18 protein-coding genes, 4 pseudogenes and 1 riboswitch are annotated in these 25,948 nt (G+C 53.3%); of the genes and pseudogenes, 6 read left to right on the top strand and 16 right to left on the bottom strand.

Annotation, left to right across the window (positions count from 1 at the left end; translation table 11 throughout):
- A pseudogene (gene sucB / locus AWJ19_RS22230) lies at nucleotides 1-708 on the top strand (dihydrolipoyllysine-residue succinyltransferase); the annotation flags it as partial.
- Nucleotides 709-1,133: 425 nt separating this feature from the next.
- Here the strand turns inward: sucB and AWJ19_RS22225 are convergent.
- The 5 genes from AWJ19_RS22225 to AWJ19_RS22205 all read right to left on the bottom strand — a co-directional run bounded on the left by AWJ19_RS22225 (nucleotide 1,134) and on the right by AWJ19_RS22205 (nucleotide 6,754).
- Nucleotides 1,134-2,111: a hypothetical protein gene (locus AWJ19_RS22225; RefSeq protein WP_068727125.1), complete on the bottom strand. Its 978-nt coding sequence runs from the start codon at nucleotides 2,109-2,111 to the stop codon at nucleotides 1,134-1,136.
- Complete coding sequence (locus tag AWJ19_RS22220) at nucleotides 2,072-2,683, bottom strand: sigma-70 family RNA polymerase sigma factor (protein WP_068727123.1); 612 nt, start codon at nucleotides 2,681-2,683, stop codon at nucleotides 2,072-2,074. Before AWJ19_RS22220 ends, AWJ19_RS22225 begins: the two co-directional genes overlap by 40 nt.
- A gap of 296 nt (nucleotides 2,684-2,979) precedes the next feature.
- On the bottom strand, nucleotides 2,980-4,245 hold the full coding sequence (locus AWJ19_RS22215; protein WP_128083668.1) for an OFA family MFS transporter: 1,266 nt from the start codon (nucleotides 4,243-4,245) through the stop codon (nucleotides 2,980-2,982).
- 122 nt (nucleotides 4,246-4,367) lie between these two features.
- Nucleotides 4,368-5,096 (bottom strand): LytTR family DNA-binding domain-containing protein, encoded by a 729-nt coding sequence (locus AWJ19_RS22210; protein ID WP_068727122.1) that lies wholly within the window; start codon nucleotides 5,094-5,096, stop codon nucleotides 4,368-4,370.
- A complete protein-coding gene (locus AWJ19_RS22205; protein ID WP_277815832.1) occupies nucleotides 5,093-6,754 on the bottom strand; it encodes a sensor histidine kinase in 1,662 nt (553 codons plus the stop codon). The genes AWJ19_RS22210 and AWJ19_RS22205 overlap by 4 nt, the downstream gene beginning before the upstream one ends.
- A gap of 183 nt (nucleotides 6,755-6,937) precedes the next feature.
- On the opposite strand from AWJ19_RS22205, the gene AWJ19_RS22200 reads away from it, so the two are divergent.
- Nucleotides 6,938-7,516, top strand: coding sequence for a nucleotidyltransferase family protein (locus AWJ19_RS22200; protein ID WP_068727120.1), 579 nt, complete (start codon nucleotides 6,938-6,940; stop codon nucleotides 7,514-7,516).
- Between the two features lie 159 nt (nucleotides 7,517-7,675).
- On the opposite strand, the gene AWJ19_RS22195 is transcribed toward AWJ19_RS22200, so the two are convergent.
- On the bottom strand, nucleotides 7,676-9,193 hold the full coding sequence (locus tag AWJ19_RS22195) for a methyl-accepting chemotaxis protein (RefSeq protein ID WP_068727118.1): 1,518 nt from the start codon (nucleotides 9,191-9,193) through the stop codon (nucleotides 7,676-7,678).
- A gap of 154 nt (nucleotides 9,194-9,347) precedes the next feature.
- Nucleotides 9,348-10,789: pseudogene (locus AWJ19_RS22190) on the bottom strand (NAD(P)/FAD-dependent oxidoreductase).
- 100 nt (nucleotides 10,790-10,889) lie between these two features.
- A riboswitch (purine riboswitch) is annotated at nucleotides 10,890-10,989 on the bottom strand.
- 213 nt (nucleotides 10,990-11,202) lie between these two features.
- Between AWJ19_RS22190 and AWJ19_RS22185 the strand changes: the two are divergent.
- Entirely contained in the window at nucleotides 11,203-12,297 is a 1,095-nt protein-coding gene (locus tag AWJ19_RS22185; RefSeq protein WP_198536618.1) for a GGDEF domain-containing protein, read from the top strand.
- A gap of 69 nt (nucleotides 12,298-12,366) precedes the next feature.
- On the opposite strand, the gene AWJ19_RS22180 is transcribed toward AWJ19_RS22185, so the two are convergent.
- On the bottom strand, nucleotides 12,367-15,471 hold the full coding sequence (locus AWJ19_RS22180) for an EAL domain-containing protein (RefSeq protein ID WP_068727115.1): 3,105 nt from the start codon (nucleotides 15,469-15,471) through the stop codon (nucleotides 12,367-12,369).
- A gap of 288 nt (nucleotides 15,472-15,759) precedes the next feature.
- Here AWJ19_RS22180 and AWJ19_RS35955 point away from each other — a divergent pair, with 288 nt between their 5' ends.
- The 3 genes from AWJ19_RS35955 (at nucleotide 15,760) to AWJ19_RS22170 (ending at nucleotide 18,431) form a co-directional block, all read left to right on the top strand.
- Nucleotides 15,760-15,903 (top strand): hypothetical protein, encoded by a 144-nt coding sequence (locus tag AWJ19_RS35955; RefSeq protein WP_167336675.1) that lies wholly within the window; start codon nucleotides 15,760-15,762, stop codon nucleotides 15,901-15,903.
- Nucleotides 15,904-16,089: 186 nt separating this feature from the next.
- Entirely contained in the window at nucleotides 16,090-18,045 is a 1,956-nt protein-coding gene (locus tag AWJ19_RS22175) for a TPM domain-containing protein (protein WP_068727113.1), read from the top strand.
- Nucleotides 18,046-18,242: 197 nt separating this feature from the next.
- Nucleotides 18,243-18,431: a hypothetical protein gene (locus tag AWJ19_RS22170; protein WP_068727112.1), complete on the top strand. Its 189-nt coding sequence runs from the start codon at nucleotides 18,243-18,245 to the stop codon at nucleotides 18,429-18,431.
- 163 nt (nucleotides 18,432-18,594) lie between these two features.
- Here the strand turns inward: AWJ19_RS22170 and AWJ19_RS22165 are convergent, their stop codons facing one another.
- From AWJ19_RS22165 to AWJ19_RS22135, 8 genes and pseudogenes are all read right to left on the bottom strand, one after another.
- Nucleotides 18,595-19,392 carry a formate/nitrite transporter family protein gene (locus tag AWJ19_RS22165; protein ID WP_068727110.1) on the bottom strand — a complete coding sequence of 266 codons (798 nt, stop codon included), beginning with the start codon at nucleotides 19,390-19,392 and terminating at the stop codon, nucleotides 18,595-18,597.
- Between the two features lie 367 nt (nucleotides 19,393-19,759).
- The gene (locus tag AWJ19_RS22160; RefSeq protein WP_068727108.1) at nucleotides 19,760-20,860 is read right to left on the bottom strand and encodes a toxic anion resistance protein; all 1,101 of its coding nucleotides are present in this window, start codon (nucleotides 20,858-20,860) and stop codon (nucleotides 19,760-19,762) included.
- Between the two features lie 11 nt (nucleotides 20,861-20,871).
- Nucleotides 20,872-21,267 (bottom strand): annotated as a pseudogene (locus AWJ19_RS34880) (hypothetical protein); the annotation flags it as partial.
- 59 nt (nucleotides 21,268-21,326) lie between these two features.
- Nucleotides 21,327-21,530: a hypothetical protein gene (locus tag AWJ19_RS34875; RefSeq protein WP_128083667.1), complete on the bottom strand. Its 204-nt coding sequence runs from the start codon at nucleotides 21,528-21,530 to the stop codon at nucleotides 21,327-21,329.
- 80 nt (nucleotides 21,531-21,610) lie between these two features.
- Complete coding sequence (locus AWJ19_RS22150; RefSeq protein WP_068727106.1) at nucleotides 21,611-22,666, bottom strand: ATP-grasp domain-containing protein; 1,056 nt, start codon at nucleotides 22,664-22,666, stop codon at nucleotides 21,611-21,613.
- Nucleotides 22,663-23,496, bottom strand: a complete 834-nt coding sequence (locus tag AWJ19_RS22145; protein ID WP_068727105.1) for an HAD family hydrolase — start codon at nucleotides 23,494-23,496, stop codon at nucleotides 22,663-22,665. The genes AWJ19_RS22150 and AWJ19_RS22145 overlap by 4 nt, the downstream gene beginning before the upstream one ends.
- Nucleotides 23,493-24,649: pseudogene (locus AWJ19_RS22140) on the bottom strand (cysteine protease StiP family protein). The gene AWJ19_RS22145 and the pseudogene AWJ19_RS22140 overlap by 4 nt, the downstream one beginning before the upstream one ends.
- Nucleotides 24,636-25,940 carry a phosphoribosyltransferase family protein gene (locus AWJ19_RS22135; protein ID WP_068727136.1) on the bottom strand — a complete coding sequence of 435 codons (1,305 nt, stop codon included), beginning with the start codon at nucleotides 25,938-25,940 and terminating at the stop codon, nucleotides 24,636-24,638. The pseudogene AWJ19_RS22140 and the gene AWJ19_RS22135 overlap by 14 nt, the downstream one beginning before the upstream one ends.
- Nucleotides 25,941-25,948: the final 8 nt, after the last annotated feature.

Below are 25,948 nucleotides of genomic sequence, written 5' to 3'. Positions count from 1 at the left end.
AGGACGGCAAGGCCGTCGAGCGCAAGCGCATGTCGCGCCGCGGCTGACGATTGCCAGCCGCCTGGTCGAAGCGCAGCAGACGGCGGCCATGCTGACCACCTTCAACGAGGTGGACATGACGGCAATTCTCGACATCCGCAAGCGGCGGAAGGATGCATTCAAAGAGAAGCATGATGTCGGACTCGGCTTCATGTCCTTCTTCACCAAAGCCGTGATCGGTGCGCTCAAGGCCTATCCCCTGCTGAATGCAGAGATAGACGGCGAAGAGCTGCTGATCAAAAAATACTATGACATCGGCATCGCCGTTTCCGCCAAGGAAGGTCTGGTCGTCCCTGTGGTCCGCGATGCGGACGGCTCAGCTTCCCGGAAATTGAGCGCCAGATTCTTGAGCTGGCCTCCAAGGCCCGCGCCAACACGCTCAGCCTGCCTGAGCTGCAGGGCGGAACCTTTACAATTACGAACGGCGGCGTGTTCGGCTCCCTGCTCTCCACGCCAATCCTGAATACCCCGCAGGTCGGTATTCTCGGCATGCATAAGATCCAGCTCCGTCCGATCGCTTTGGACGAAGAAACCACCGTCAACCGGCCGATGATGTACATCGCCCTGTCCTACGATCACCGGATCGTAGACGGCTCGGAGGCGGTAAGCTTCCTCGTCAAGGTCAAGGAGCTGCTTGAAGATCCGGAAGCGCTGCTGCTGGAGGGGTAAGCTGCCGGCAATAACAACAGCTTCAGCGCGGGATGCCGGACTACCGCTGGACTCCAGACCAACGGCTGGCTAACTGTGTTAGTTCATCATAACTGAACGTTCTCTAATCAGACCGGCAGTTATAAACTAAAAGGGAGGCAGGAACATCCAATGTTCCTGCCTCCCTTTCTACTTGTCCTCATTCCACCCGCCAACAGCCGACTTAATGGACTTTTTCCCTTTAAACCGCCCCATCCCACCCGCAATCAATCCACTAGAGTCCTCTCAAACCTACCCTTTCATCAACCGCACCTGCCCCACCTCCTGTACCTTTGTTGTACAGACACACGGCGCTGCATTCAAATAACCCGGCCCGCTACAAGCGGAACCAGGTTATCCATACCACACATTTATTTTACAGCTCTACGAGCCTTTCAACTCTCCCTCTACAAACCGCCCTTAATAAGCTCCCCGGCCAGCTTCAGCAGCTGTTCCTTGGTCATTACCCGGTCGCCCCAGGAATTCAGCTGGATATAGGCATCCTTCGGCTCATTGTACCAAGTCAGGTAAAAAAATGAGTTCGGTCCGTAATCAACATAATTGTAGATGACCTCCCTGCCCTCTACCTTGATTTTCTCCGCCTTATCTGCAGGCTTCTGTGGAACCGTCATGTTACCGCCGTTCATCATAAACGCCCAAAGATTGATGAAAGCTCCGCCTTTCATATATTGTGCATTAAGCGATCCGGTTTCAGTCCAGGGCATTACCTTCATAAATAGATTACGCGTCTTATCCTTTTTGGCTTCCCCGATCAACTCGCTTAATGCCTGCTGATAGACCGGGTCGTTATCTATTACATCCTTGGTTGGATATAGGGGCTGTACTTCACCGTATTTAAAATTATACCCTCCGGCTGTCTCCGGAAAAATGAAAGGTGAGCTCTTAGCCTTCATCTGATCAAGGAATGCAGCATATTCGGTGATCCGCTGCTGCTTATGTGTAAACTGCAGCATGCTTCCTCCAGCATTAATTGGCTCTCCTCTAACAAAATACACAACCTGCTCACCCGGTTTAGCAAAATTCATCAGCTTCGGTGCATAACTATGGTAAGGGGATACCCCCTGCAACTGTTCTTCTTCTGTTTTTAAAATATGCTGCACCTTAACCTCTCCCGCCTTGTTGCGGATCTGAATATACTCTGTGGCTGCATAGGCTGATGCTGCAATCAGCAGCGTTACAACAAGCATCCCTGAGGTCGCAGCTGTTTTGCCGGCAAACCGGATTCCGCCGCGTTTCCGTACCGGCTCCATTTCCCGTATACGCGTCATGACCTGATCTGTCACATTAATGCCCGGCAGCAGCTCCTCATGGACTGCAGCTCCTTTTATATCTTGGTGCCCGCTATGGATTCCGGCTCGTTCCAAGAGATCTCCTCCTCTGTCTTCATGGTATTCCTGACCTTCCGCTTGATCCGTTCCATCCGCTTGTGCAGCGCATTGGGACTGCTGCCGAGAATCTGCCCCATCTCCTGAAAGGTCAGCTCCTCAAACACCCGCAGCACCAGAATATTCCGTTCCTCCGGTGTAAGTAACGCGAGTGCCGCTCCCAGACCCGGGCTGAATACCCGGGCCTCCATCTGCTGCTCCGCGCCTATGCTCACCGTCTCCGGCCGGAACAGGCGCAGGATGCGCTCCTGCATCCGCCGCCGGCGCAGCAGATTCAGACAATGATTGCCTGCAATCCGGTACAGCCAGGCAGAAAAGCTGACCTCCTGCCTGTACCTTCCGATAGACTGGTAGGCTTTGACCAGAATATCCTGCAAGGCATCCTCCGCATCCTGCCGGTTAGCCAGCATACGGCAGCAATAACGGTACAGCGGCTGCTGAAACTGTCCGACGATCCAGGCATAGATCTCCCGGTTGCCCTGCTGGACCTGCGCTACTACAGCCTCCACCTGCTCCTTATCATGCAAATGCTCCTGTGACGTCGCCAGCACCTCCTTTCCATGTATATCTCTATAACAATTGACCCGTCCAAAAAGTGCCTGTTTCCGGCAAATTATTTTCAGCTATGTAAATTGAACTTATCATCCTTTTCACCCTGATCCGCTTGTCTGGCCCTGTTATAGCATTTCGACCGCCTGCTCCCCAGTCCTCCCCCGCAGTGCGAACATGCCAAAAAGAGATACCCGCCGCCGCATAAACGGAGGCAAATATCTCTCTTCCGGGCTGCTTTATAGGCAGCCTCCTCTTTGTCTGTATCTTTCTTAAGCCGACATGCTGCTATATATGGTTAAGCCGTATGCCGCGAAGGCTTCAGGCTCATTCCCTTTTCTCTTGCCCGTCTTTGTCCCGGTGCTTTCAGGGAGACCGCAATGAGGCAGGCCAGGATGCACAGCAGACCGATAATAATAAAGGTAGGCTTGAATCCGCCGAGCAGCGCTGCAATGAACGAGCCGGACAGTGCGCCGATTCCAAAGCCCTGATAGATAACACCGTAGTTCTTGCTGTGGTTCTTCAGTCCGAAGAAGTCGCTGACGATTGCCGGGAACACGGTAATATTGCCTCCGAAGCAGAACGCAATGGCAGCTACACAGACGAAGAACAGACCGTAGTTTAAGGCAGCGTAGCTGAGGGTAAACATCGCTGCGGCTGTTACAGCCAGGGTGATACTCAGCAGCTTCAGCCGGCTCATCCGGTCTGACAGTGCGCCGAGAATCAGGCGTCCCGCTGTGTTGAAGATGGCAATCATCGCTACCGCATTAGCTGCAGCCGCCACATCCAGACCAGCCAGTGTCACGCCGATGTCCTTCACGATACCGATCAGATAAAGGCCGCTCATGCAGGCCGTGAAAAAGATGACGAACAGCAGATAAGCTTCCTTCGTGCGCAGCATTTCTTTTACCGTATAGTCTTTGGCCGGTATTCCTGCACCGCCTGCAGCCGCCGCCCTGCCGGAGACAGCTTTTGCCTCAGCAGGAGCCGGAACCGGAGCTTCCCTCACCAGCATCGAACCGATGACGATCATGATCATCACGATGATGCCCCAGTACAGAAAAGCACCGGATACGCCCTGGGACTCAATCAGATTGCCGTTGATATATTTGAAGATCAGGCTGCCAGTACCGTAAGCCCCGACGGACACCCCGGAGATCAGCCCTTTATTTTTGGGGAACCATTTGATCAGATTGGACAGCGAGGTAATATAAGCTGTACCGTCCGCATAACCAACGACCACACCAGCCAGCAGATAAAACATCGGGAGAGAGCTGGCCTGCGAGCTCAGGATCAGGCCAAGCCCCAGCATAATCCCGGCGGCAGCTGTCAGTCTGCGGAGGCCGAACCGGTCCTGCAGCTTCCCTGCGAACAGCGTCGCAAAGGCCAGGGCAAAGCTGGTAATGGAAAACGTTATGGAAACAGAGCTGAGCTCCCAGCCAAACTTGCTGACAAGCTGTGCATTGAACAGGCTCCATGTATAAATCGTACCCAGTCCCATTTGCATGATTACTGTACCTAGAACGATAAGCCATTTTTTATTGCCTGGCATAGCCGTTGTCATGGATGATTCCTTCTTTCTCTCTGAAGTCGCTTGAGGTCTTCTTTGCCTCCTCATTGTAGCGAAATAACGCTTTCTTGAGAGAAATCCGGAATGAGATGACAGTAATGGGGAATGAACTGCCGCTAGAGGCGCATGATCTGCCTGAATTCCTTCACCTTGCCGCGGCTTACAGGCACTTCAGCATCCAGATCACGCAGCCGCAGCAGATAAGTATTGTTGAACCAGGGAATGATTTCCTTAATCTTGGACAGGTTCACAAGATAGGAGCGGTGACAGCGGAAAAAGCGGTCCTGCGCCAGCCGGCTGTGAAACTCACTGATGCTTAGAGCCATACTGTACTCCTCACCCTTGGTGATAACGCTCGTCGTTTTCTCCTGCGCCGAAGCATAATAGATCTCGTCGGCATCGACGACGATGATCTTTTCATTTTTCCACAAGTTCACTTTATCGCTGAGCTTCGTACGTTCTTCTTCACCTTGACGTCCGCGCGCCGCAAACGCCCCCTCCAGCTTGTGCAGCATCGCCTTGATCCGTGTTTCGCTGTAGGGCTTCAGTATGTAGTCAAAAGCCTCGATCTCAAACGCCTCGGCCGCATGCTCCTTGTACGCGGTGATGAACACAATATAGGGCTTAACAGAGAACCGGCTGATATTCTGGGCCAGCAGCACGCCGTCAATCGAGGGAATGTTAATATCGAGGAAAATGACATCAACCTCTTCAGTCTGCAGATACTTCAGCGCATCCAGCCCGTCCTCAAATTCGGCGGCGATCCTCATGCTGCTGTGCGCTCCTATCAGAAAAGCCAGCTCCTGCCTGGCCAGCACCTCATCCTCTACAATTATCGCTTTCATCGCTGCTCCTTTTTGACGTCAAAATAGATGTCCGTCCCTTTATCCAGCCTCTGGATGGTAAGACCCTGTCCGTAAATCAGCTTCACCCGCTGGTGTACATTGTATAGCCCGATTTTGTTATCCGGCATATTGCCGCTGTAGACCCGCTCAATCGTCTCCTCACTGATCCCGGCACCGGTATCGGCAATGCCGACCCGCACCGCCTTACCCAGGTCTTTTACCGAAATCGTTACTGTACCTTGGCCCCGCGCTTTCAGAATACCGTGTACGATCGCATTTTCCACCAGCGGCTGGATGATCAGGCTCGGAATCCGCACCTCGACCTCGTCGATATCGTACTCCACTGCCAGCCGGCTGCCAAAACGCGCCTTCTCGATCTCCACATACTGCTGAACCTGCTGCAGCTCACGCCGGATATCAATGAATTCATCGGTCAGCTCGAGATTGTAGCGCATATAGCCGGACAGATTGACAATAAGCTCCCGCGCCTTATCGGGATCAATGCGGATTGACGAAGCAATCGCATTCAGCGCATTGAACAGAAAGTGGGGGTTAATGCTGGTCTGCAGCGCCTTCAGCTCCGCCTTGTTGGCCATCTCCTTGATCCCTTCGACCCGCGATACCTCCATCAGCGTTGAGATGATCTGCGAAAGACCGACGGCCATGGCCTGCAGGGAATAGGTGATTTTGTGGGCTTTGGTGTAATAAATTTTCAGTGCCCCGGTCACTTCACCCTTCTCCTTAAGCGGAATGATGATCAGCGAGCGGATCGCCCGGTTCATGTATTCCGTATCATCATCACGGATGGTGATTTCCCCGCTGCTGATCGTTTTCTTCGTCTCTTCGCTGATAATTTCATCCGTATCGGTATAGTATTCCTCACCAACGCCGACATAAGCGCGGATGTGGCCGGTATCGGTAATGGCGACGGCATCAGCCCCGATATCGTCTTTGATAATTTCACATATGGTCCGTAGCGACTGGGGGTTGATATTGCGGAAATACGGAAGCGTCTTGTTCGCAATATCCAGCGCCAGCTTGGACTGCTTCGCGGCGATCCGTTCCTTCTCCCCTTCCACACTCTGCACCAGCATAACAATGAACCCGACACAAATCTGACCGGCAATCATCGGAAAAGCAATCTTTGACACAATGTCCGCACCAAGCGAAGCCGGGTTCGCCATCACCAGGATCAGCACCATCGTCAGCGCTTCACAGATCATGCCGGCCAGAATGCCGGCGATCCAGCGTTTGTCAGGCGAAGTTCGTCGGTAGATCACACCGGACACAACACCAGCTGTAATACTTGTAATCAGGCAGGGCACCGAAGTCACACCGCCGATATCAATCAGAAACCGGTGCACCCCGGATATCAGGCCGGTAATCATGCCTACCCAGGGTCCGAACAGAATCCCGCCGGCAACGATGGCAATGATCCGCACGTTCACAAGCGACCCTTCCACATTAATCCCCGTATACGTCCCCAAAATGGCAAACAGGCTGAACACTACAGTTACCATAGCCAGTTCCTGCGGAGCGTAAGCCCCTTTTATAAAAATCTCCTTAAACCGAGGCAGCCGGGTCAGCACGAACAGGCACATCAGCAGCAGCGCCGCCCGCTCGAACAATTGCAGCAGAATCGTCAGGTTATAATGCACAATTACGCCTCCCATGGTCAATCTAAAGGTACATTATAGAGTGTGCCCTCCCTCTTAGCAATCTGACGCCGCAGTTATCCGGCATATCCTCCTGACCTATTAACCCTTATAATAAAAGGATTACTGCCGGGAGCCCGAACCGCTCTTTGACTGGCTGAACAAGATTACGGAGGTGTGTTTGGTTTGCGTATTACGAACGAGCAGGAGCTGCTGCAGGCTGTAAAAGAAGACCGCTGGATGATGGAGGTACTGGCTGCTGTACGCACTCTTGGACTGCCGGACTGCTGGGTCTGCGCCGGATTTGTACGCTCCAAAGTGTGGGATATTCAGCACGGCTTCAGCAGCAGAACTCCGCTTGCCGATGTGGATGTAATCTATTATGATCCGGCTGATCTGCGCGAGGAGACTGAAAAGATCTGGGAAGCCCGGCTGCGGGATATAGACGGTGCCACTCCCTGGTCCGTCAAGAATCAGGCCAGGATGCATACGGTTAACGGTTTGGCACCTTATACCTCCTCAACGGACGGAATGGCCCATTTTCCGGAAACGGCTACTGCGCTTGGACTGGCTCTCAGTGCAGAGAAGGATCTGATTCTATCTGCGCCTCATGGCATACAGGATGTCATTCATCTGGTCGTCCGGCCGTCTCCCCATTTCACAGCAACCCCTAAGCTTCAAAGCGTCTACAGGCAAAGGGTTGCCAAAAAGAACTGGCCGGCGGTTTGGCCTCAGCTGCAGATTGTTCCTCCTTCCGGAGATTAGCCGCTCGATTCATAGCCTCATGCTCAATCATGAACAAGCAGCAGCCGGCCCTCCAGTGGGGCCGGCTGCTGCTTCTTGTATGGCTATTCTCCGGTTATGTCCGTCCATGCGCGCACTGCTGACATTACGACCGGCCACATAACTGTGCCCCGATTCCTTCTATACCGCCAGGTCGATTCCCACCACACCGACCGTCTCTCCCCGGCTGTTCTTGATCGCCCGCGACAAGGTGATGCAGGAGCGCTTGGTAATAGCCGATACGTACGGCGAGGAGACATATTCGCCTTCGTTCATCGCTCCGCTCCACCATTCCCTGCGCTTCGCATTCATCAGTCCGGCCGCCGGCTCGGAGAAAATAAACGTCCCGTCCGTCCGGTTCGACCAGATGGCCTGTACCTCCGGCACCCGTTGCATGCAGGCCGTAAGCACGCTGCCGTGGCTTGCCGTATCCGGCATGTACAGCTCCTGCCTGGCGGCAAGCTCCTGCAGCACGCTTTGCATTTCCTGCAGCCGGGCTGTGTACTGTTCTGTCCCGGCAGCTCCGCTGCCGGCAATCCGGGTCACCGACTGCTGCAGAGCCTGCGACTCGCTGAGCAGGCTGGCGCTGATCTCGTTAAGCTGGCTGATCTGCGACCGCTGCCTTGTCACCTGCTCCAGCGTCAGGTCTACCCCGGCGATGGTTTCATTCACGATGCCGACCGCACCGCTCAGCTCGCCTGTCGCCGCTCCAATCAGGCTGCCCTGCCTGGAAGCCGCATCAACCGTATCCGTCACGGCAGTCCCGACCTCTTCAATTCTTGCCGACACATCGGACAGCCGGAGCTTCACCGTAGCTACCTCATGTACACCTTGGGAGACCGCCTTTTGCTCTTTAACCACAGACTCCAGCACCTGCCGGACGCTGTTATTGATGTCCTGGAGCACCTCTGACGAGCGCTCCACCGAGCTTCTGCTCTGATCCGCCAGCTGTCTGATCCGGGCGGCCACCACAGCAAACCCCCGGCCCTGTTCTCCGGCCCTCGCCGCTTCAATTGAAGCATTGAGCGCCAGCAAAGAGGTCTCATTTACAATCCCGACAATCAGGGAGTTAATCTCCTCTACTATAGCAATATGGCCGCTTAGGGCGGTGAATTTATCCAGCATATCCCCGCTTCTCTCCTGCAGCTCAGCCATAACTTCATCCGTATTCTCTAGCGAGCTGACCATTTCCGCTGTCCGCCGGCGCGCATCCTGCATGCCAGTTCCCAGCCGCTCCGTGAGGGCTTTGATGTGGGCAGTCATTTCAGCTACACCGCCCATCGTCGCAAAAGCACCCTCAATATTGGCTTTGGCCTCATTACTGCGTATCTGCAGATCCACCTCATAGGCATGGGAATAATCAGCTGTCTGCTGCAGGCCCTCAGTATGCCGGCTGATTTCTTCCAGCGCCCCGTGCAGCTTGTCCGAGGTAACAACTATCTCATTACCAAGCCCCTCGATCTGCTCCCGCGCCTCTTCAAGCAGCCTGTCTCTATAAATTCCACTGCGGTATGTATGCCACGCGAGTCCGCCAAGCGCTGCCATCAGCACCAGGTATACCAGCTTATGCAGCCAATTGATTTCAATCCACAACCCGTATAGACCAACTGCCAGTAACAGCAGCACAACCAGAACATATTTACTCCGGTGAACCCGCATTTTCCGCTTCCACTCCACTCTATCATGTTATGTATTCTAACATTATATCAGTGTAGTTAAATAAAGGAAGTACTTTCATCACAAAATTCTTCCAAAAACGCTGCCCTTACGCAAAAACTCTGCGATAGGACAGCCCGCCAGCAGTCAGTCTATACTATACGTGTGCCGCTACCCGTTCCAGCATGCCGCGGGCAATCCACACCCCGGCAGCACCGGCCTGGGCCAATCCGCGGGTAATGCCTGCACCGTCTCCGCCGCAGTACAGTCCGGAAATTTCGTTTCCAGCTGCTCTGTCAGTTTCGGACGCGCCGAATAGAATTTTGCCTCCACGCCGTAAAACAGCGTATGCTCAGAGGCAATGCCCGGAGTTACCTTTTCCAGTGCCTCGACCATTTCAATCAGACTCTTCATGGTGATGTATGGCAGTACGAGGCCAAGATCGCCAGGAACTGCCTCCTTCAGTGTCGGCTCCAGGAACCCTTCCTTGATCCGGGTCTCTGTAGAGCGGCGTCCGCGCAGGATATCCCCGTATTTCTGGACAATGACACCGCCATTCGACAAATCGTTAGCCCGCTTGCAGATTTCCCGGGCATATTCATTCGGCTTATCAAACGGCTCTGTAAAGGTATGGGACACCAGCAGGGCGAAATTCGTATTCTTCGAGCCAAGCGCCGGGTCTTTATAGGAGTGTCCGTTAGCCGCCATTACCCCGCTGTGATTTTCTACGACTACATGGCCGGACGGATTGCTGCAGAATGTCCGGACACGGGTACCCACTGAGGTATTAAATATAAATTTGCCTTCATACAGATGTTCATTGATCTCGCGCATTACTACATCGGAGGTTTCAACTCTGACACCGACGTCGACCTGATTGTTGTACATTTTGAGCCGGCGCTTCTTCAGCACATCAGTCAGCCAGGCAGAACCGTCACGGCCCGGAGCAATCATGACTTGATCCGCTTCATGGATATCCCCGTTCTTGAGTTCAATGCCCGTAATCCGGTGGCTGCCGTTTTCCTTAATGGTTATAATGTCCTGCACCTCGGTCTTGAACTGCATATCAATCCGGGTCTTCAGGTATTCATATATGGATTTAAGAATCTCCAGGTTCTGTTCAGTACCCAGATGCCGCACCTGCGCCCGCAGAAGCTTGAGTCCGGCGGCGTAGCCGCGCTGCTCGATGCTGCGGATGCTGTCCGTTGTCGGATCGGTAATGGCCGGGGTTGCGCCATGCTCCAGATTGATCGCATCCACATATTCGATCAGCTCCAGCACCTTGGACGGTGCCAGATAGTCGGTCATCCAACCGCCGAATTCAGTCGTAATATTAAATTTCCCATCGCTATAAGCTCCCGCTCCCCCGAATCCGGCAGTAATAGAGCAGGCAGGCAGACAGCCTGCGAACTCCTTGCGGCCTGCAGCAGGCGGACAGAGCTTGATTTTTTCCTCCAGGATCGGGCAGCTGCGGCGGTAAATGTCATGGCCTTTATCTACAAGCAATATCTTCAGGTCAGGGGCCTTACGGGTCAGTTCATAACAGGCAAATATTCCGGCCGGGCCGGCGCCTACAACAATCACATCATATTTACTCATCTGTTCTCTTGTTCCTCCCAGGAAGAAACGCTGCGTTCTCAGCCGCCGTTTCTGCGATTTTATAGCGCAACACACAAAAAATCCCGGCTCTTCACAGGTATGCAAAATGCACCCTATTCGTAGCCAGGAATTTACGGTTCCCTGTAGAAACCCCCAAACCTTATCTCCGGGGATATACGAACAGCTTCACTTATTATATGAGCCAATAGGAATTTTACAGAAAACAGGCGAATGTGTCAATAGTTTATCTCTGTAATAATTCGTGTTTTAATTATATATATAGCTTATTGTAAATAAAATAAACAAAATTAACGCCAAAACACGAACATTATATTGTTTACAGTAGATGGAAGGATCGAAGGGATATTTGTCGAATATATAGTTATATTGCCACTGGAAATGAGGAAATGTTTATGCACATCCCACCGCCAACTCCTCGCCAAAGCTACTGGAACCGGGTACTCCTCAATACTTTCTGGATGGTTCTCCTCGTATATTTGGCTAGTCAGCTGTTCATCTCACTATCCATGTGGGGCCATAGACCTGAATTCACAGACAGACAATATTTCGTGACCCATGTTTTGATACCAGACTCCGTTATCCTTGTTCTGATCCTCACTCTGGAGGCCATCTACAGGTGGAGGCCGGTATTCTCGGAATTCTCGATTGTTGTCGCAAGTCATATCTACGCTATCCTGATTATCACCAATCTCAGTACCGAGTACGAGGTCAAGCCGCTTATCATGCTTCTTCCGCTACTTGTATCCATGATCTATCTCAAAAGCAGCTATATGAAGGCATCATCACTGATCTGTCTGCTCTACACCGTCATGCTGTTCATGAATACACCGGTCTACGAATATACGCTGCGGATTCAGCATATTATGATTGCGCTGATTTTTGCCGGCACCGCACTGGCCGGATTCGGAGTGATCGGCCGCGGGCGGGATCTTATGCGGTCCCTTCAGGATTCTCTGAAGGCGGAGCAGGATTTGCGCATTCAGAATATCATCATGGACCGGCTGTCCAAGATTGATCCGCTGACCGATTTGTATAATCACAAGACGTTTCACGAATATCTCGGCTGGCTGATCGATCATCAGCAGAATAACCCTTTCCCGATGCAGCTGGCTGTCCTGGATATCGACAATTTCAAAAAAGTGAATGACCAGTACGGGCACTGGGTGGGCGATATTGTGCTCAAGCAGGTAGCCGCTGTAGTGCTGAAGAATATCGGCACCGATGATTTCGCCGCCCGGTATGGAGGAGAGGAATTCGTAGTCATTCTGACCGCCAAGCAGCTGAAGGAAGCACAGGAGATCATGGAGCGGATTCTGACAGGTATAGCCGGCATGCCGATTGAAGAAATGAACGGCGGATCTGTAACCGTCAGCATCGGCATGCATGAGTTTTCGGTCTCCGATACGAAAAGCTACACCTTTCAGCAGGCAGACGACGCCCTGTACGAAGCCAAGAAGACGGGCAAAAACAAGATCGTCCTGAAATAACCCCTGTATTACAACAAAACGGATCTGCGTAATACACGCAGATCGTTTTGTTCTGTTCACCTTCGTCTTCTAATGCTCCAGCAGTTCCCACACCCCCCTAGGGGGCACAGGCCTGCTGATCAGGTAACCCTGGACCTTGTCACATCCCGATTCGTTCAGAAATGCCAGCTGGCTGTCATCTTCGACTCCTTCGGCCACGACATCCAGCCCCATTTTATGGCCAAGCACAATAATGGTCTGGACGAAGGATTCGCTGTAGGCCTGATCGGCCAGGGAGTCGATAAAGATTTTGTCCATCTTGAGCGTAGAGATCGGCAGCTGCTGCAGATAGCTCAGCGAGGAATAGCCGGTTCCGAAATCATCAAGGGCAATCCGGATACCGCGTGACTTGAGGAATTCCAGCTTGCTGACTGTACTCTCGAACGACTCCATAAAGATTGATTCTGTAATCTCCAGCTCCAGGCAGCTTGGTGCAAGCCCGCTTTGCTTCAGGCTGTCCAGCACGATTTCGACGAAATCATCCTGCAGAAGCTGGATGATAGAAATATTGACGGATATTTTATAGAGCCTTCCGGTACGCTCATGTATACTCTTCATGAAGCTGCAGGCTTCCCGCAGAACCCATTCCCCGATGTAAATAATAAGCCTGGAATCCTCGGCAACCTTGATGAAGGAGAGCGGAGATACGAAGCCGAGCACGGGACTGTTCCAGCGGATCAGGGCTTCGAATCCGGTGATTTCTCCTGTCTTGATGTCTGCCTGCGGCTGGTAGTGCAGTTCAAATTCATTGTTGTTCATTGCGCTGCGCAGATGCTTTTCAATATGCATCCGTTCATTGAATGCGGTATGCATCGACTTGTCATAAATAACGTAGGTGCCCTTGCCTTCCTCTTTGGCCCGGTACATCGCCACATCGGCATTCTTGAGAATCTCCTCCGTCGTCTCCCCGTCCTCCGGGTAGAAGGAGATACCTATGCTGACCGACACATAGAGGTTGCTCTCCCCGATCAGGATCGACCTGCGGAAAGCCCGCATAATATCGTCCGCCAGCGTAAGCACCGCTTTGCGGTCTTCGGCATCCTCGATAAAGACGACGAACTCATCCCCGCCAAGCCTGGAAAGCATTCCCTTGCCCTGGACAAGCGACTGGAGCCGTTCACTTGCCTTACGGATCAGAATATCACCGGATTTATGGCCCAGTGTATCATTGATATATTTGAAATTGTCGGTGTCCACGAACATCAGCGCCGCTTTGCCGCCCGGCCGCCGGAAATAATTCTCCATTGCCTCCAGCAGGGAAATGCGGTTCGGCAGATTGCTTAGCGAGTCCATATAGGCCAGCCGGTGCATGTTTTTCTGATTTTCCAGCAGCATATCATACTGCTCTACAAGCTCCTGCTGTGTCGCCGTAAGCTGTTCATACGTTGCTTCCAGCTCCTGGTAGCTGTTATTCAGCTTGAATTCCGCCTGCTTACGCCTGCTGATATCAATGAGCGAGCCGTTGAACAGCTTGAGCTGATCCGTAGGATCAACAATAGCCTTCCCTCTTACTTCAAACCAGATGTAATGATTGTCTTTTGTGCGCATGCGGTACTCGGTCTCATAGATTGGAGTCTTTCCGCTCAGGTGCGCCTGCCTCGCCTTATTGGCTGACGCCTGATCATCGGGATGAATGATGCTGAGAACCCCGTTTTCCATCCCGTTAATTTCTTCCTCCGTATACCCCATCACCTCGTACCAGCGCTCCGACAGCTTGTAGAACCCGGTTTTCCAGTCCAGCTCCCACATATAAGCACCAGAACCCTCAGAGGTCAGGCGCAGCCGGCGTTCACTTACACTCAGCCTGTACAACTGCTCCTGTAATTCGGTCTCCGTCGCCGTTAATTCCTCGTAAGTCGATTCCAGCTCTTCATAGCTGAGCTGCAGCTTCAGCTCATTCTGCTTGCAGTCATCGATATCCAGCCCCACCAGCAGATAGACAGATTCATCCTGGTCATCCATTCCTTTGATCAGCGTGGTCCGGATGGAGAAGAACCTCGCCTCCGGCGAGTGCTCCGGCAGCTTCAGCTCTACATTGTTGACAAAATCCTGATAGACCGCCCTGGTCAGCAGATCGCGCAGAAGCGAAACATCGCCGTCCAGCCCGGGAAGCTCGCTGAGCTTTTTGCCAAGCACCTCTTGTTCCTTCAGCCCGGTCATCTTCTCAGCAAACTGGTTGAAGCGCGTAACCCGCCCATCCCCGGATACCGCCCATACAATCATTCCGGTATGCTCAATCACATCTTCAAAAAACTCCTGCCCCGAATGAATCGTCCTTCTCAGCCGCCGGATATACATTCTGATGGATACAATTCCGAAGAGAAGCAGACATAAACCAATAACAATCCCAAATATAATCCGGTCATTTATCATGGCGGTGTAACCGGCCGAATGTGTGAAGAAATACTGCTGGTACAGCTCCTCGAAGGCACCCGAACGCTGAAGCCGTTCCAGCCTTGCATTAATATACGGGACAAGCTCCGGAGATGAGGTGCTTACTCCATAAGCCACATCTACCGGGTAAAGGTTGCTAATTTTGCGGATTACGTTGCCCGTCAGTCCCTGCTCGACAATCAGGTAGTCAACAACCCCCTGATTCTCAAACAGCAGGTCGATTTCACCTTTTTCGAGAGCTTCCAGCGCATCCGGTACAGTCGGATATTCTATGTATTTCGAAACGCCTGCTTTACTCTGCAGCAGCGCTGCAGTATATTGGCTATGTCCTACACCAATCTTGTAGTTCTCAAGTGTGCCCAGAGTTACCTTGTCTTTGAGCGCCTGCCGCGAATATACAGAAACGTAACTCTTGAATACCGGGGTGGAGAAAAGAATATCTTTTTTCCGCTGCTCTGTTACTGCCATAAGTCCGGTTGTGTCAATTTGCCCGCTGGTCAGCAGCTGGTAAGTCTGTTCCCAGTCTCCGGTGCTGTAGCGGATCAGATATTCCTTCTTTTCAAAAATCATGCTTGTAAGATCAATATCAAATCCGGTTAAATAACCGTTCTGAATATACTTGAAAGGCGGGTAATCCAGTTCTGCCTGGTACTTGATATCCTGTCTTTCAGCGCGGGCGGCAGCAGGCGGTGCCAGCATAAGCAAGATGCTAATCAGAACTAAACATTTACACCGCTTCATTGCAATTCTCCTTCTTCCCCAAAATCAGCTAAGGGCTATCCTATCAAGTTTTATTCGACAAAATATGGTAGGGTTCCTGCCCATTCCCTCTCTAAATGTGATAAAATGTGCAACTGTGTTCATATGTAGGCCCGATTCCAAAGAAAAAAAGTTAGAGCCTATAATTTTATATTGCTTTTTGGGAGCAAAATGTGGATAATAACAATAACCAGTGATAATGATTATCATTATTGAATTATAAACATTCTATCCCTTCACTATATTGAGCCAAAAGGAGACTGAACACCCATGAACGCAGCCACTACCCGGACAGCATTACAGGTTGACGATTATCTGGATCTGCTCAATCTTGCCGTTAAAGTCGGAGACCTGAAATGGCAAAAGGAAATTAAATCCCGCCTGCAATATATACTCTGCCTGCAGACCAGATAGCAGACATTCTGATTGCGCATTCCCGTATTACGGGGATGCGTTTTTTTGTTTAAACGGGCTTGGCAGAGCCAGCACAAAGACTCTTTAAGCACCGTATCCTGCACCGCCTGGGATTTCACTCGCCTAATAGGGTATAATCACAATAATAAACCGGGCCATAGTCCCTTAGAACGGAGTGTGCTCAAATTGAAAAAGATATTGTCTCTATTCCTGATCCTCAGCGTGCTGTGGATGACCGGAGTTCAAGCTGCCGGATTCCCCGCACAGCAGGGTTTGGTTACCGATGAAGCAGGCATGCTCACTTCGCAGGAGGCAGCAGCTATTGCCAAAGCTGCTGCAGACGGGCGTTATACCTTCCACGTGCTGACTATAGATTCACTGGACGGCGCCAACGCCACAGACTTTGCAAGCAGCGTATATGACAGCTGGGGATTATCCTCCCAGGATATTCTTCTGCTGATCTCCGCAGGTGACCAGCAGGTTGAGCTTAATTTCATCAACACTTCGCTGCAGAATGCCATTAACAGCTGGTCGCAGAACCAGGTCGGAGGAACAGGAAGCGCAGCTATCACCGGTATTATTGACGCCTATTTCATCCCCTCCGCCAGAGAGGGCGATTTTGCGGGCGCCATCAGCGCTCTGATTACAGAGCTGCAATCTCTTGGCAGTACGCAGGGCTCCGGAGGTACCGGCAACGGAAGTGCTGGCGGGGTTGGCGGCTCGGGAAGCACTGGTACTGGTAGCGCAGGCGGCGGGGTTAGCGGTTCCGGGGGACCGGGCAGCACGGGAGCCGGAAGCGGGACCGCGTCCCGCAGTTCCGGCCTGCCGCTGCTGACCCTGGGGGCCATAGCTGCTGGTGCGGCGCTGCTGGCCTTGGTACTGTATGTGCTGGTCACCGGCCAGCGCCGCCGCAAGCAGCTCAGCGTGCTTCAGGACCAGCTGGCTGACCTGCTTGTACGGACGAACCGGGCCATTGAGACGCTGCAGCCGTTCCAGGGCATCGTACAGGGCAAGACCGGCGAGATGGTTGCAGGCATCTCCAAACGGCTGGATGCCCAGCTGGTGGAGATTTCAGCTCTGCAGGGCACAGGCCGCAGCCCGAAGCCGGCGTTCTATCAGCTTGCCGCGCTCAAATCGGCAATCGGCCAGGCAGAGCAGACTGCTGCCGCCTTCCGCACCCGGCTTGAGGATGAAGAGCGGCAGATTGCCTTGATCACGGACGCTGACCGCAATGTTAAACAGCAGATTACCGAGCTCAAAAAGGACACCCCTGAGCTGGACACCCAGCTGCAGGAGGCAGTCAAAGACACAGGCTATGAGCTGCAGGAAATCGCCGAGGATCTGAAAGAGCTGGCCGAGGCGACTGCCAAAGCAGATCAGCTCGAGCTGTTCGACCCGATTGCCGCTCAGGATATTACGGAAGAGGCCCAGGAACAGCAGGAGCAGATTGAACAGGATCTGCGCGATGTAGATGTCTATGACGACAAGCTTCAGGGCTTCCCGGGTGTTCTTGCTGCGGCACGTACGAAGATTGCCGGGATCATTGAACAGAACGCCCTGCACAATATGAAGGTTAAGCCTTACGTCAACCTTGATCAGGCCAGCTCTGCAGCAGAGACGCTACGGGCCCCGCTGCGCAGCGGAGATATGGATCAGGTGCGCAGCATTGCTGCAACCATGGATATGCTGGTTCAGGAGGCGGTGGCCATGACTGAACGGCAGGCGCAGATCCGGGAGAGCAATCGCCGTGATCTGGAGACGGTCCGCAGCGGCTGGAGCGGGCTGACCCAGCGGCTGATCGGGCTGCAGAGCCGGCTGGCTGAAGCCCGGACCCGGTTCGCCGAGCAGCACCTCGCAAGTCTTGCCGGGGTGCTGGATTCCTCCGGCGCCCGGCTGCGCGAGGGTGCCGGTGAGGTGCCGCAGATCGAAACGTGGGCCAGCGACGAGCGCGGAGAGTACGACAATGCGCGCAGCGGGCTTGACCGTCTGCTCACGCTGCAGGAGGAGACGGCCAAGCAGTTCAGCAGCGTCTCGCACAGCCTGGATGAGCTGAACGAACGGCTGGAAGGCGTGAAACGCCTCTTCCAGGATGGCCTGGGACGGCAGACTCAGCCCAGCGGCTGCTGGAGAGCAGAGGATTAGCGGGCCGCAGCAGATTCCAGGCCAGCCTGCTGCCTGAATACGGGCAGCTTGAATCAAGGCTGAGTTCACGCCCTTACAACCTGGATGAGCTGGAGTCGCTGGGACGCTCCTACGCAGCCCAGATCTCCTCATTTGTCGAAGAAGCGAACCGCCTGGTACGGCAGAAGGAAGAAGCAGAGCGTCAGGCCCAGCTCGCGATGATGCGGGAGCGCCAGCGCAGAGAGCAGGCGCGGAAGCGGATGTCCTCCGGCCCGCCTTCCTCCGGCGGTTTCGGCGGCGGCCGTTCCTCCGGAGGCTCCTCCTGGGGCGGGGGCGGGCGTTCCTCCGGAGGCTCTTCCTGGGGCGGCGGCAAGTCAGGCCGCAATTCCGGCGGCTCCAAGTGGTAGACCGATTTAAGCCCCCGTGCCGATTGATTCGCGCGGGGGCTTTTTGTATAGCATTCCATCTTTCGTTCCTCTCTCCGGCAAGCGGAAGGCCTGTCAGGACAAACAACAAAGACCTTGCCCCTTATTGGGGCAAGGTCTTTGTGAATCAGGACTTATCCGGATCTTAGTGCAAATCCCCGGGGTCCTTGTCCAGAAATGGCTTATTCACATAATAGTACATGACGCCCATCAGTACACCGCCGCCGATCAGATTGCCGAGCGTAACCGGCACCAGATTATGCACCACACCGCCCCAGGAGATCGTACCGGGGTGATCCAGCACCAGCGCAATAGCAAAAGTACACATATTGGCAATACTGTGCTCATACCCGGAAATAAAGAAGCAGAAAACGAACAGCATCATTGCGAACATTTTGGCTCCGTCATGCTTCATCGACATCGGCACAAAAAACGCCAGACAGACCAGCCAGTTACAGAGGATGGCCCGGAAGAACAGCTGAAGCGCCGGCGCCTCCATTTTGTGGGCTACGACATTCAGCAGAAAACTGTTAACACTCGAATCATCGTACAGTCCGGTCAAAAAAATCAGCAATGCAAACGCCGAAGCGCCAAGAATGTTTCCGATATAGCTGATCACCCACATCCGGACGACCTTGGTCCACTGCATCTTTTTTCTGAGAGCGGCATACGAGTAGTAAAACGTATCCCCGGTGAACAGGTCCCCGCCGCCGTAAGAGATAAGAATGATCGCAGCACCAAAGGTAATGGCCGCCATCGGGTAGGTCATTGGTGAATGTTCCATGTAGAAGAAGTTGCCTGTTTTGAAGGCTACTATGACGCCGAAGCCGATGAACATACTGGCCAGCATCGCCCTGGCGATATAGCGAAGTACACTTTGATCAAAAATTTTCTGTTTCTTGAGTGCCAATTTTTCAACCTGCAGCAGTGCCTCGTTCTCCATATGACCTCCGCATAAGCTTGTATTTTCAGCAGTTATCCCGGCTTTCTGCAGCCTCGGGTTATTATACCCAATAAACCGCTGGAAATTACTTGAACCATGAAATCGAAAGAAAATTCTGTCCTCTGGAGAGAGCAACACCGCTTGCTTAACTGCCGTCCTTATCCGCTTCATTCAGCCCGGCAACCGACTCGGCCTTATTACCGCCGGCAACGACGATAAGCGCCAGTATCAAGCATCCAAGTATCATCCGCTGACCCCCGTTTCTCCGTAAGAACTTATGCCGGGAGTCAGAGGATTATGAGCGGTATTCCAAAGCCCGCCAGTCACCCCGGCGGGCTTAAATAGGAATCATATTCGGGCGCAGATGTTAATTTAAAAAGCTGCTGAGCCGGCTGTCATTCTCTGCCTGCTTCAGTGCCTGCGGCTGCGAGGCTTCGTTCAAGCCGAGGCGGTTATTAAGCTGGGTGTTGATTGTCGTCATCTTGGCGGTGTAATCCTGGCAGCTCTCGATAATCCGGCGGTTGGACTGCTCGGAGGTGTCCAGAGCACTCAGCAGATCGCCGATGGCCTGGTTAACCGCCTCAAGCGACATCGAAGGCTTGGACAGAAGCTCTGTAGTCTTCTCGGTTGTGGTGCGCAGCAGCCGGGCATTCTCCTTGAACTGGTCCTCGATCGTCTTGTTGGTCGCTTCCACCGCGGAAATGACATTTTCCTGGTCCGCCAGAGACATAGCAATCATGGCTGATACGGTGATCAGATTGGAGGTTTTATCAATAGCGTTGTTAACCGAATCAATCAGCTTATCATTGTTGTCATTAATAATATCTGTAGCGGCGATCGCCTGGTTGTAGAGCAGTATCATCTCGGTCATGGACTGAATGCGGACCATAACCTTACGCAGGCCGCGTTCCAGATAGGCTTTGCGGAACTCGTTCTCAGGCTTGGCAATTTCCACCTCGAACAGCTCCTTCAGCTTGTTGCCGAAGGCAATTTTGGTCTGCAAATTGTAGATCTCTTCCATCGAGGTGCGCTTCAGCTGGCGCATATTGACGATACTCTCTTCAAGCGTATCGCGGCCGTCACGCAGACCGGTCACAATAGCGTCGATATTCGTGCGGACAGACTGATATTTATAGACGTAGTTTTTCAGCGGGCTCTTGCGGAGCATTTTGCCAAAAAAGCTGACATTCTTGCTCTGCTGCAGGGTCTCGCACTCATTGCGCAGCTTCATAATCATATTCGGCACTTCAACACGCTTGCCTGACATAAGGTCATTGACCGGACGATCCAGAAGCTTCAGAGTCTGCCCGGCCTTCTCCTGCGTCTTAACTCCCAGCTTGCCGATGTCATCCATCAGAGAGTCCAATGCGACGGTATCCGTCTTGGCTACCTGTTCAATTAACTGCGAGGCTTCCTCGACTACCTTCTGCTCATCTTCTTTCTTGAGCTGAATTAACTGCGTGGACATGGGTTTCCCTCCTATAATTCGGAACTGCTGTACCGTTGATGAATCAGTTCCGCCTTGGTCTGAAGTTCCATCAGGTCTTTATGCTCGATCGTTGAGGCGATTTCCGATATTTTGGAATCGACATCCCGCAGACCGTTCAGCAGCATTCTCCGGTTTTTCGTTTTGGCTTCGCCGCCGAGCCGCAGAAACGGATTAATGACCCCATTCAGGTCTTTCATCACCAGTCTGCGGACCGTATGATTGATTTCACCGTTGCCCAGCTCCTGCAGCAGCGGGATCACACGCTGCAGTCTGGCGAAAAGCGCCAGAGATTTCTCGACAATCTCATTGTCCAGTGTGTCCTTCTGGCCTTCTGAAATAATCATGTCCTCCAGAATGACAAGATACTCTACAACAGACGCGAACTCACCCTGGGCAGCCGGTTCAGCCGGCACTCTGGCGGAAGGAGCCGCTGGTACGGCACCAGTCACCGCTGCGCCGCCGGCTGAAGGACGGGCAGCAGCAGGCGCCTGTGCAGCGCAGCCGCCGCTGGAGCCTGGCTGGCCGGAAGCACCTCCGCCGGCAGGTTAACCCGCGTGCGCTTGCCGCCCATGAGGGCGGCTCCTGCGCCGGCAACCGGCAGCAGCAGAGAGATCAGCTCCGGCAGAAAGCTGCTGGTCAGCACAGCCACTACATAGCCGCGGCCGCGTACAGCAACACTTTAGACTTTGTGTTCATTTTCTCACCTCTTGCAGGCTTGCTGCATTTCGCTTAATTCACCGCATCAGGAATGGCGGATTCAGCGAAGATTTTCATAATCATCGGCTGTTCGATATGGCTCGCAAGTACATCTTCACCGAACTGGACAGGCTCAACTTTGCCGCCGAGTGCGCTTTTGACAGCCAAGTACGGGAAGTTAATGCCAGAGAGGCAGGAGACATGCAGGCCGCCCGACATCCGCGGATTAATCTCCAGCAGCTTGGGAACGGCACCGCCATACTTCATCTGAATATTATAATTGAACGGAATCTTGAACGTCTCAGCCACTCTGCGGGCAATATGCTCCAGCTCGGGAATATGCTCCATCACCCGCAGGCGTCCGGTATCCTTACGCCGGGGAACAGCGGCCAGCAGCCTGCCGTCAGCATCAGCCAGACAATCAATACTGTACTCGTAGCCTTCAAGCAGCTCCATCACCATCAGCTCCGGGAAGGACTCCACACCGGACAGAATACGGTAAGCATCGTCAAAGGAAATATGCTGGGTTACATAGCCGAACAGCTCCTGCAGCGGACTGCGGCTGTTGTTGATAATCCGGAAGCCGAGGCCCCCTTCCGTTTCGGTCGGCTTGAAGCAGACCCGGAGTCCCTTGGCAACCAGGTCTTCATACGCTGCCTTGAATTGCTCCGCATTGCTGACTACATGGTACTCTGGAATCTCCATAATCCCGGTTTCCTTAACCTTCTCGTAGAACTTGCCCTTATCCAGCATCATTTCCAGCAGGTCCAGATCACGGCAGACCAGCACCTTCGTGCCGATTGCATCAAACTGCGCTGCATGCAGGGCGATATCCATCATATGCAGGCGGGGAATAAAAATATCAATCTCATTGCGGCGGCAGAAGTCAACGCAGAACTGCACATATTCTATACCTGTAACCGCAGGTTCACTTCCGGCGATATCAGCGCCCTGAAGCGACATATGCTTAATATCGGGGTGGGTAGCAAAAATCTGTACAGGCACGCCGTCCTCATTATTGCGGATGAGATTCATATAATGATAAGCCACGGAAAACCAGCGGTTAAAATAAATATTTACCTTTTTCATTGCGGCCCAACTCCCAATGTCGATAGATTATGATAAATCTTCTGCACATAACGCATAATTTCATCACCCGCGAAGACACCTCTGCACTCCGTAAAAGGATACTTTAATTTTACTTGAGTCGCCTGCTGCTCGGCAAATATTTCTCCGTGACAGGGGGCGATGGCGTAGTCGGCGCTTTCCAGCAGGCTTTTATCCAGCAACGAGTCACCGGAGGCCACCATCGGCTCAGAGCGTACGGTGCGCCTTACATGAATGATGGCATCGCTTTTGTTCACGGCCTCAGGCACCACATACAGCTTGCGGCCCTGCAGGGACACTCTCCAGCCTAACCCATGCAGACGCTCAGACATATGATTAATCTCATCCAGCGGAAGAAGGTCCCGGTAAACCATATACGTATAAAATAACTCATCGCAGTAACGTTCACTGATTATCCATTCTGTACGCACTACAGACCGGACGATCTGCCTGACTTCCTCCGCTTCAGCCGAATGCTGCACAACCAGCCTGCCGATATGACTGCGCCATTCCTGGTCAACCACACCATTGACAAGAATGTTGCCGCCGTTGCTTGTAACCGCGTAATCAGGAATGAGCGTCTCCTGGAACAGGTTAATCCGTTTGTATTCCGCAATCGTGCGGGTGGTCACCGGCATAAAGATGATGTCTGCCGTAAGCTCCTGCAGCAGTTCCAGCGCCCCGCGCGAAATATATGATCTTGTTACTCCCTCAATAATCTCCGCTGGCACCAGCCCCGGAGTATCCTCGGGAACGCCGAGCGCTCCGAGCGAATAAATCAGGGTCCGGTCCAGATCACTGGCATAGATCATTCTGATTCCCCTCCCCCAAGCGGCTTGATGATTCCGCAGCAGGAATAGGCTAGACCCGGATATTCCTCAACCGGAACGTCCCGTTCTGCCGCCAGCAGCAGAATGTGGCGCAGATTCGGATTGTCTCTAGTATCGACAATAATTTTCCAGGGTACCCGGCGCAGCAGCACACGGGTGGTTTCCCCTACACCAGGCTTGATCAGATTGATATTGTCTATTCCGAAGTGCTCCTGCAAGGCCGTAATATCATGCATTCCCCGCCAGGAGATCTCCGGAGGCGAGTTCTCCATCTCTCCGGCAACAGCAACGGCCTCTTCTCTTACAGACGTGAAATAAGGAGTAATGGCATCTATAAAGACATTGGAGTAGTCCTGATCCAGCCATTCCTTATAAAATTTCGCGCCATGAAAATCCTCCGGCCCGGTCAGATCGTTCCGCTGCACCGTGCGGCTCAGCAGGCCTGACACCGTTGAATTAAGACAGGCACTGGGAATCAGATAATCCTCCCTTGTTCCGAAGGTCGCCGAGCAATGCCCGGGATCGGCCAGTACAGCCAGATCATCGTTGAGCCTTACTCCGTATCTGCTGTAGAAATCCTCGCAGGATTCGGACAGCACCCTGGTAATTGCCCCCTTGCCTGTCCAGCCGTCTACGAATTGCAGCTTGGCTCCTGCGCCGTTCTGCTGCAGAATATAGCGGATGGCGTTCAGATCAAGTCCTTTACCGCGGATAATGGACACGCTGTAGTGCGGCAGCTCCACCCCGTACATTTTGGCGATATAACGGCGGATCAGCACGCCAACCGGCGTCCCTGCCCGGGCCAGAGAAACCAGCACGGTTCCTTCAGTACCCCGCTTAGCCACAATCCGCTCGGAGACAACGGCAACGGCCCGGGCACCTTGGCTGCCGATTCCTGCAGCGTTTTCCGGAACAGCCCGATATATTCCTCGGTAGGCTGGTATTCCACCGGCAGCATCTCCGAATAGCTCACCCCGGATTGAATGGCCTTCTCCCGTTCGGCCATCCCCAGCTCGAGCGGCACCCCGCCGAGATCCTTCAGCAGAAAAGTAACGTCAGACGGGGGATAGCTGCCCATGGGAACCGGCGGATTTATCCGCGGGCCCAGAACAGTGTCCAGGTTATCCTTTTCCATCATCTGCAGCTCCTTCCGCTTCCTCCCGGGGGGCAAGTACAATCAGATGCACCTTGCTTCCGGCAAGCCCCCTCAGAATATCAGTCATCGGTTTAATCCGCCGGCCCGGAACATCACGCTCAAGCAGCACAAAAATATCATCATACTGCCCATGCTCAACATTATAGATATAGTTTGTTATTGACGGGTCGCCGGCAGACGGATACCCTGCTGCGCTGCGAACTCCGTAATCCGGCCTGTGCTGCGGATAGATCGGGCTGCGGGTGGAGGACTGATAGCATACGCCCTCTCCCATCTCCGCTGCAATACGCATCGGGAGGTACATGAATTCGCCAACCCCCATGACCAGTGTACGGTCTCCTTCACGCAACGCACGGAGCTTTGCCGCTACCGCGGCAACCTCCTCGTCTATTGCAGCATTGTCACCTGAAGCAAGACCGAAACGCCCGCTAAGCTTCAAATAAGGGGATGTGTTAATCTCTCCGCAGGAATCGGCGGAGGTGACCTTAAGCCGCTCAAGGCCGTCTTGTATATAAGTAGTTACCACAGGTACTCCATTGTCCTCATCCTGCTTGTCCTTACCCGCATCTGTATCCAGCAGTGGTGTTCCGCTCACCTCAATGGTTCCTTGCAGCAGCGATAGAGCGGTTATCTCAATGCCCAGCTCCTGCTCCAAATCCCGGTAGGCCTGAATATTTGCCGGGCTTCTCCAATCCAGCAGTGAAGCTACCACATACTCCCTGCGCGGAAATTTGGCCTGAATATCACGGATAATGTTGATGGCAGTATTGCCGGTTGTAATCTCGTCATCGACCAGAATGACCGGTTCATTACCGGACAGCAGCTCCGGGTGCAGCGCATAGCACAGATGATCTACCGCATGAGAGTGCTCCTCCTCAAAGCTGATCACGGAAGTGAGCTCCGGTATATTCTCACGGGTAGTATGAATATAAGACGCTCCGCCGGCAAAAAGGTTGTACATGCTGTGGCCCAGGGCGGTAGCGGTTTCGGCAAAGCCGATAAAGACGGCCGGATGCGGAAGGGTAAGCCGGGCCGCCAGCAGTGTGCGGTAAGCCTCCTCCGCATGCTGCGGATGAACCAGGCCATGTACCGCCTGATCCAGCAGCTTGTCCATCAAGGTTCCGGAGCCCTCTCCGTCCATTTGACGGTATAGCAGCAGCCCCAGCGCTGCCCCGCTTAGCAGCGGAGTATAGGGATTGACCGGAATATGCTTGCCCAGCACCCTGCTGACAAAAAGGAAGGAACGCTTCTTATTAATCCGGGCTGCCATCGAAAACA

It is taken from the genome of Paenibacillus sp. DMB5, from assembly GCF_001517085.1.
Lineage (GTDB): Bacteria > Bacillota > Bacilli > Paenibacillales > Paenibacillaceae > Paenibacillus_AQ.
This window is presented reverse-complemented; position numbering and strand designations above follow the sequence as displayed.

Coding starts and splice junctions, on each gene's coding strand:
- AWJ19_RS22215 (WP_128083668.1), bottom strand. CDS start 4,245: ATGACAACGGCTATGCCAGGCAATAAAAAATGGCTTATCGTTCTAGGT.
- AWJ19_RS22210 (WP_068727122.1), bottom strand. CDS start 5,096: ATGAAAGCGATAATTGTAGAGGATGAGGTGCTGGCCAGGCAGGAGCTG.
- AWJ19_RS22195 (WP_068727118.1), bottom strand. CDS start 9,193: ATGCGGGTTCACCGGAGTAAATATGTTCTGGTTGTGCTGCTGTTACTG.
- AWJ19_RS22185 (WP_198536618.1), top strand. CDS start 11,203: ATGCACATCCCACCGCCAACTCCTCGCCAAAGCTACTGGAACCGGGTA.
- AWJ19_RS22180 (WP_068727115.1), bottom strand. CDS start 15,471: ATGAAGCGGTGTAAATGTTTAGTTCTGATTAGCATCTTGCTTATGCTG.
- AWJ19_RS35955 (WP_167336675.1), top strand. CDS start 15,760: ATGAACGCAGCCACTACCCGGACAGCATTACAGGTTGACGATTATCTG.
- AWJ19_RS22170 (WP_068727112.1), top strand. CDS start 18,243: ATGATGCGGGAGCGCCAGCGCAGAGAGCAGGCGCGGAAGCGGATGTCC.
- AWJ19_RS22165 (WP_068727110.1), bottom strand. CDS start 19,392: ATGGAGAACGAGGCACTGCTGCAGGTTGAAAAATTGGCACTCAAGAAA.
- AWJ19_RS22160 (WP_068727108.1), bottom strand. CDS start 20,860: ATGTCCACGCAGTTAATTCAGCTCAAGAAAGAAGATGAGCAGAAGGTA.
- AWJ19_RS22150 (WP_068727106.1), bottom strand. CDS start 22,666: ATGAAAAAGGTAAATATTTATTTTAACCGCTGGTTTTCCGTGGCTTAT.
- AWJ19_RS22145 (WP_068727105.1), bottom strand. CDS start 23,496: ATGATCTATGCCAGTGATCTGGACCGGACCCTGATTTATTCGCTCGGA.
- AWJ19_RS22135 (WP_068727136.1), bottom strand. CDS start 25,940: ATGGCAGCCCGGATTAATAAGAAGCGTTCCTTCCTTTTTGTCAGCAGG.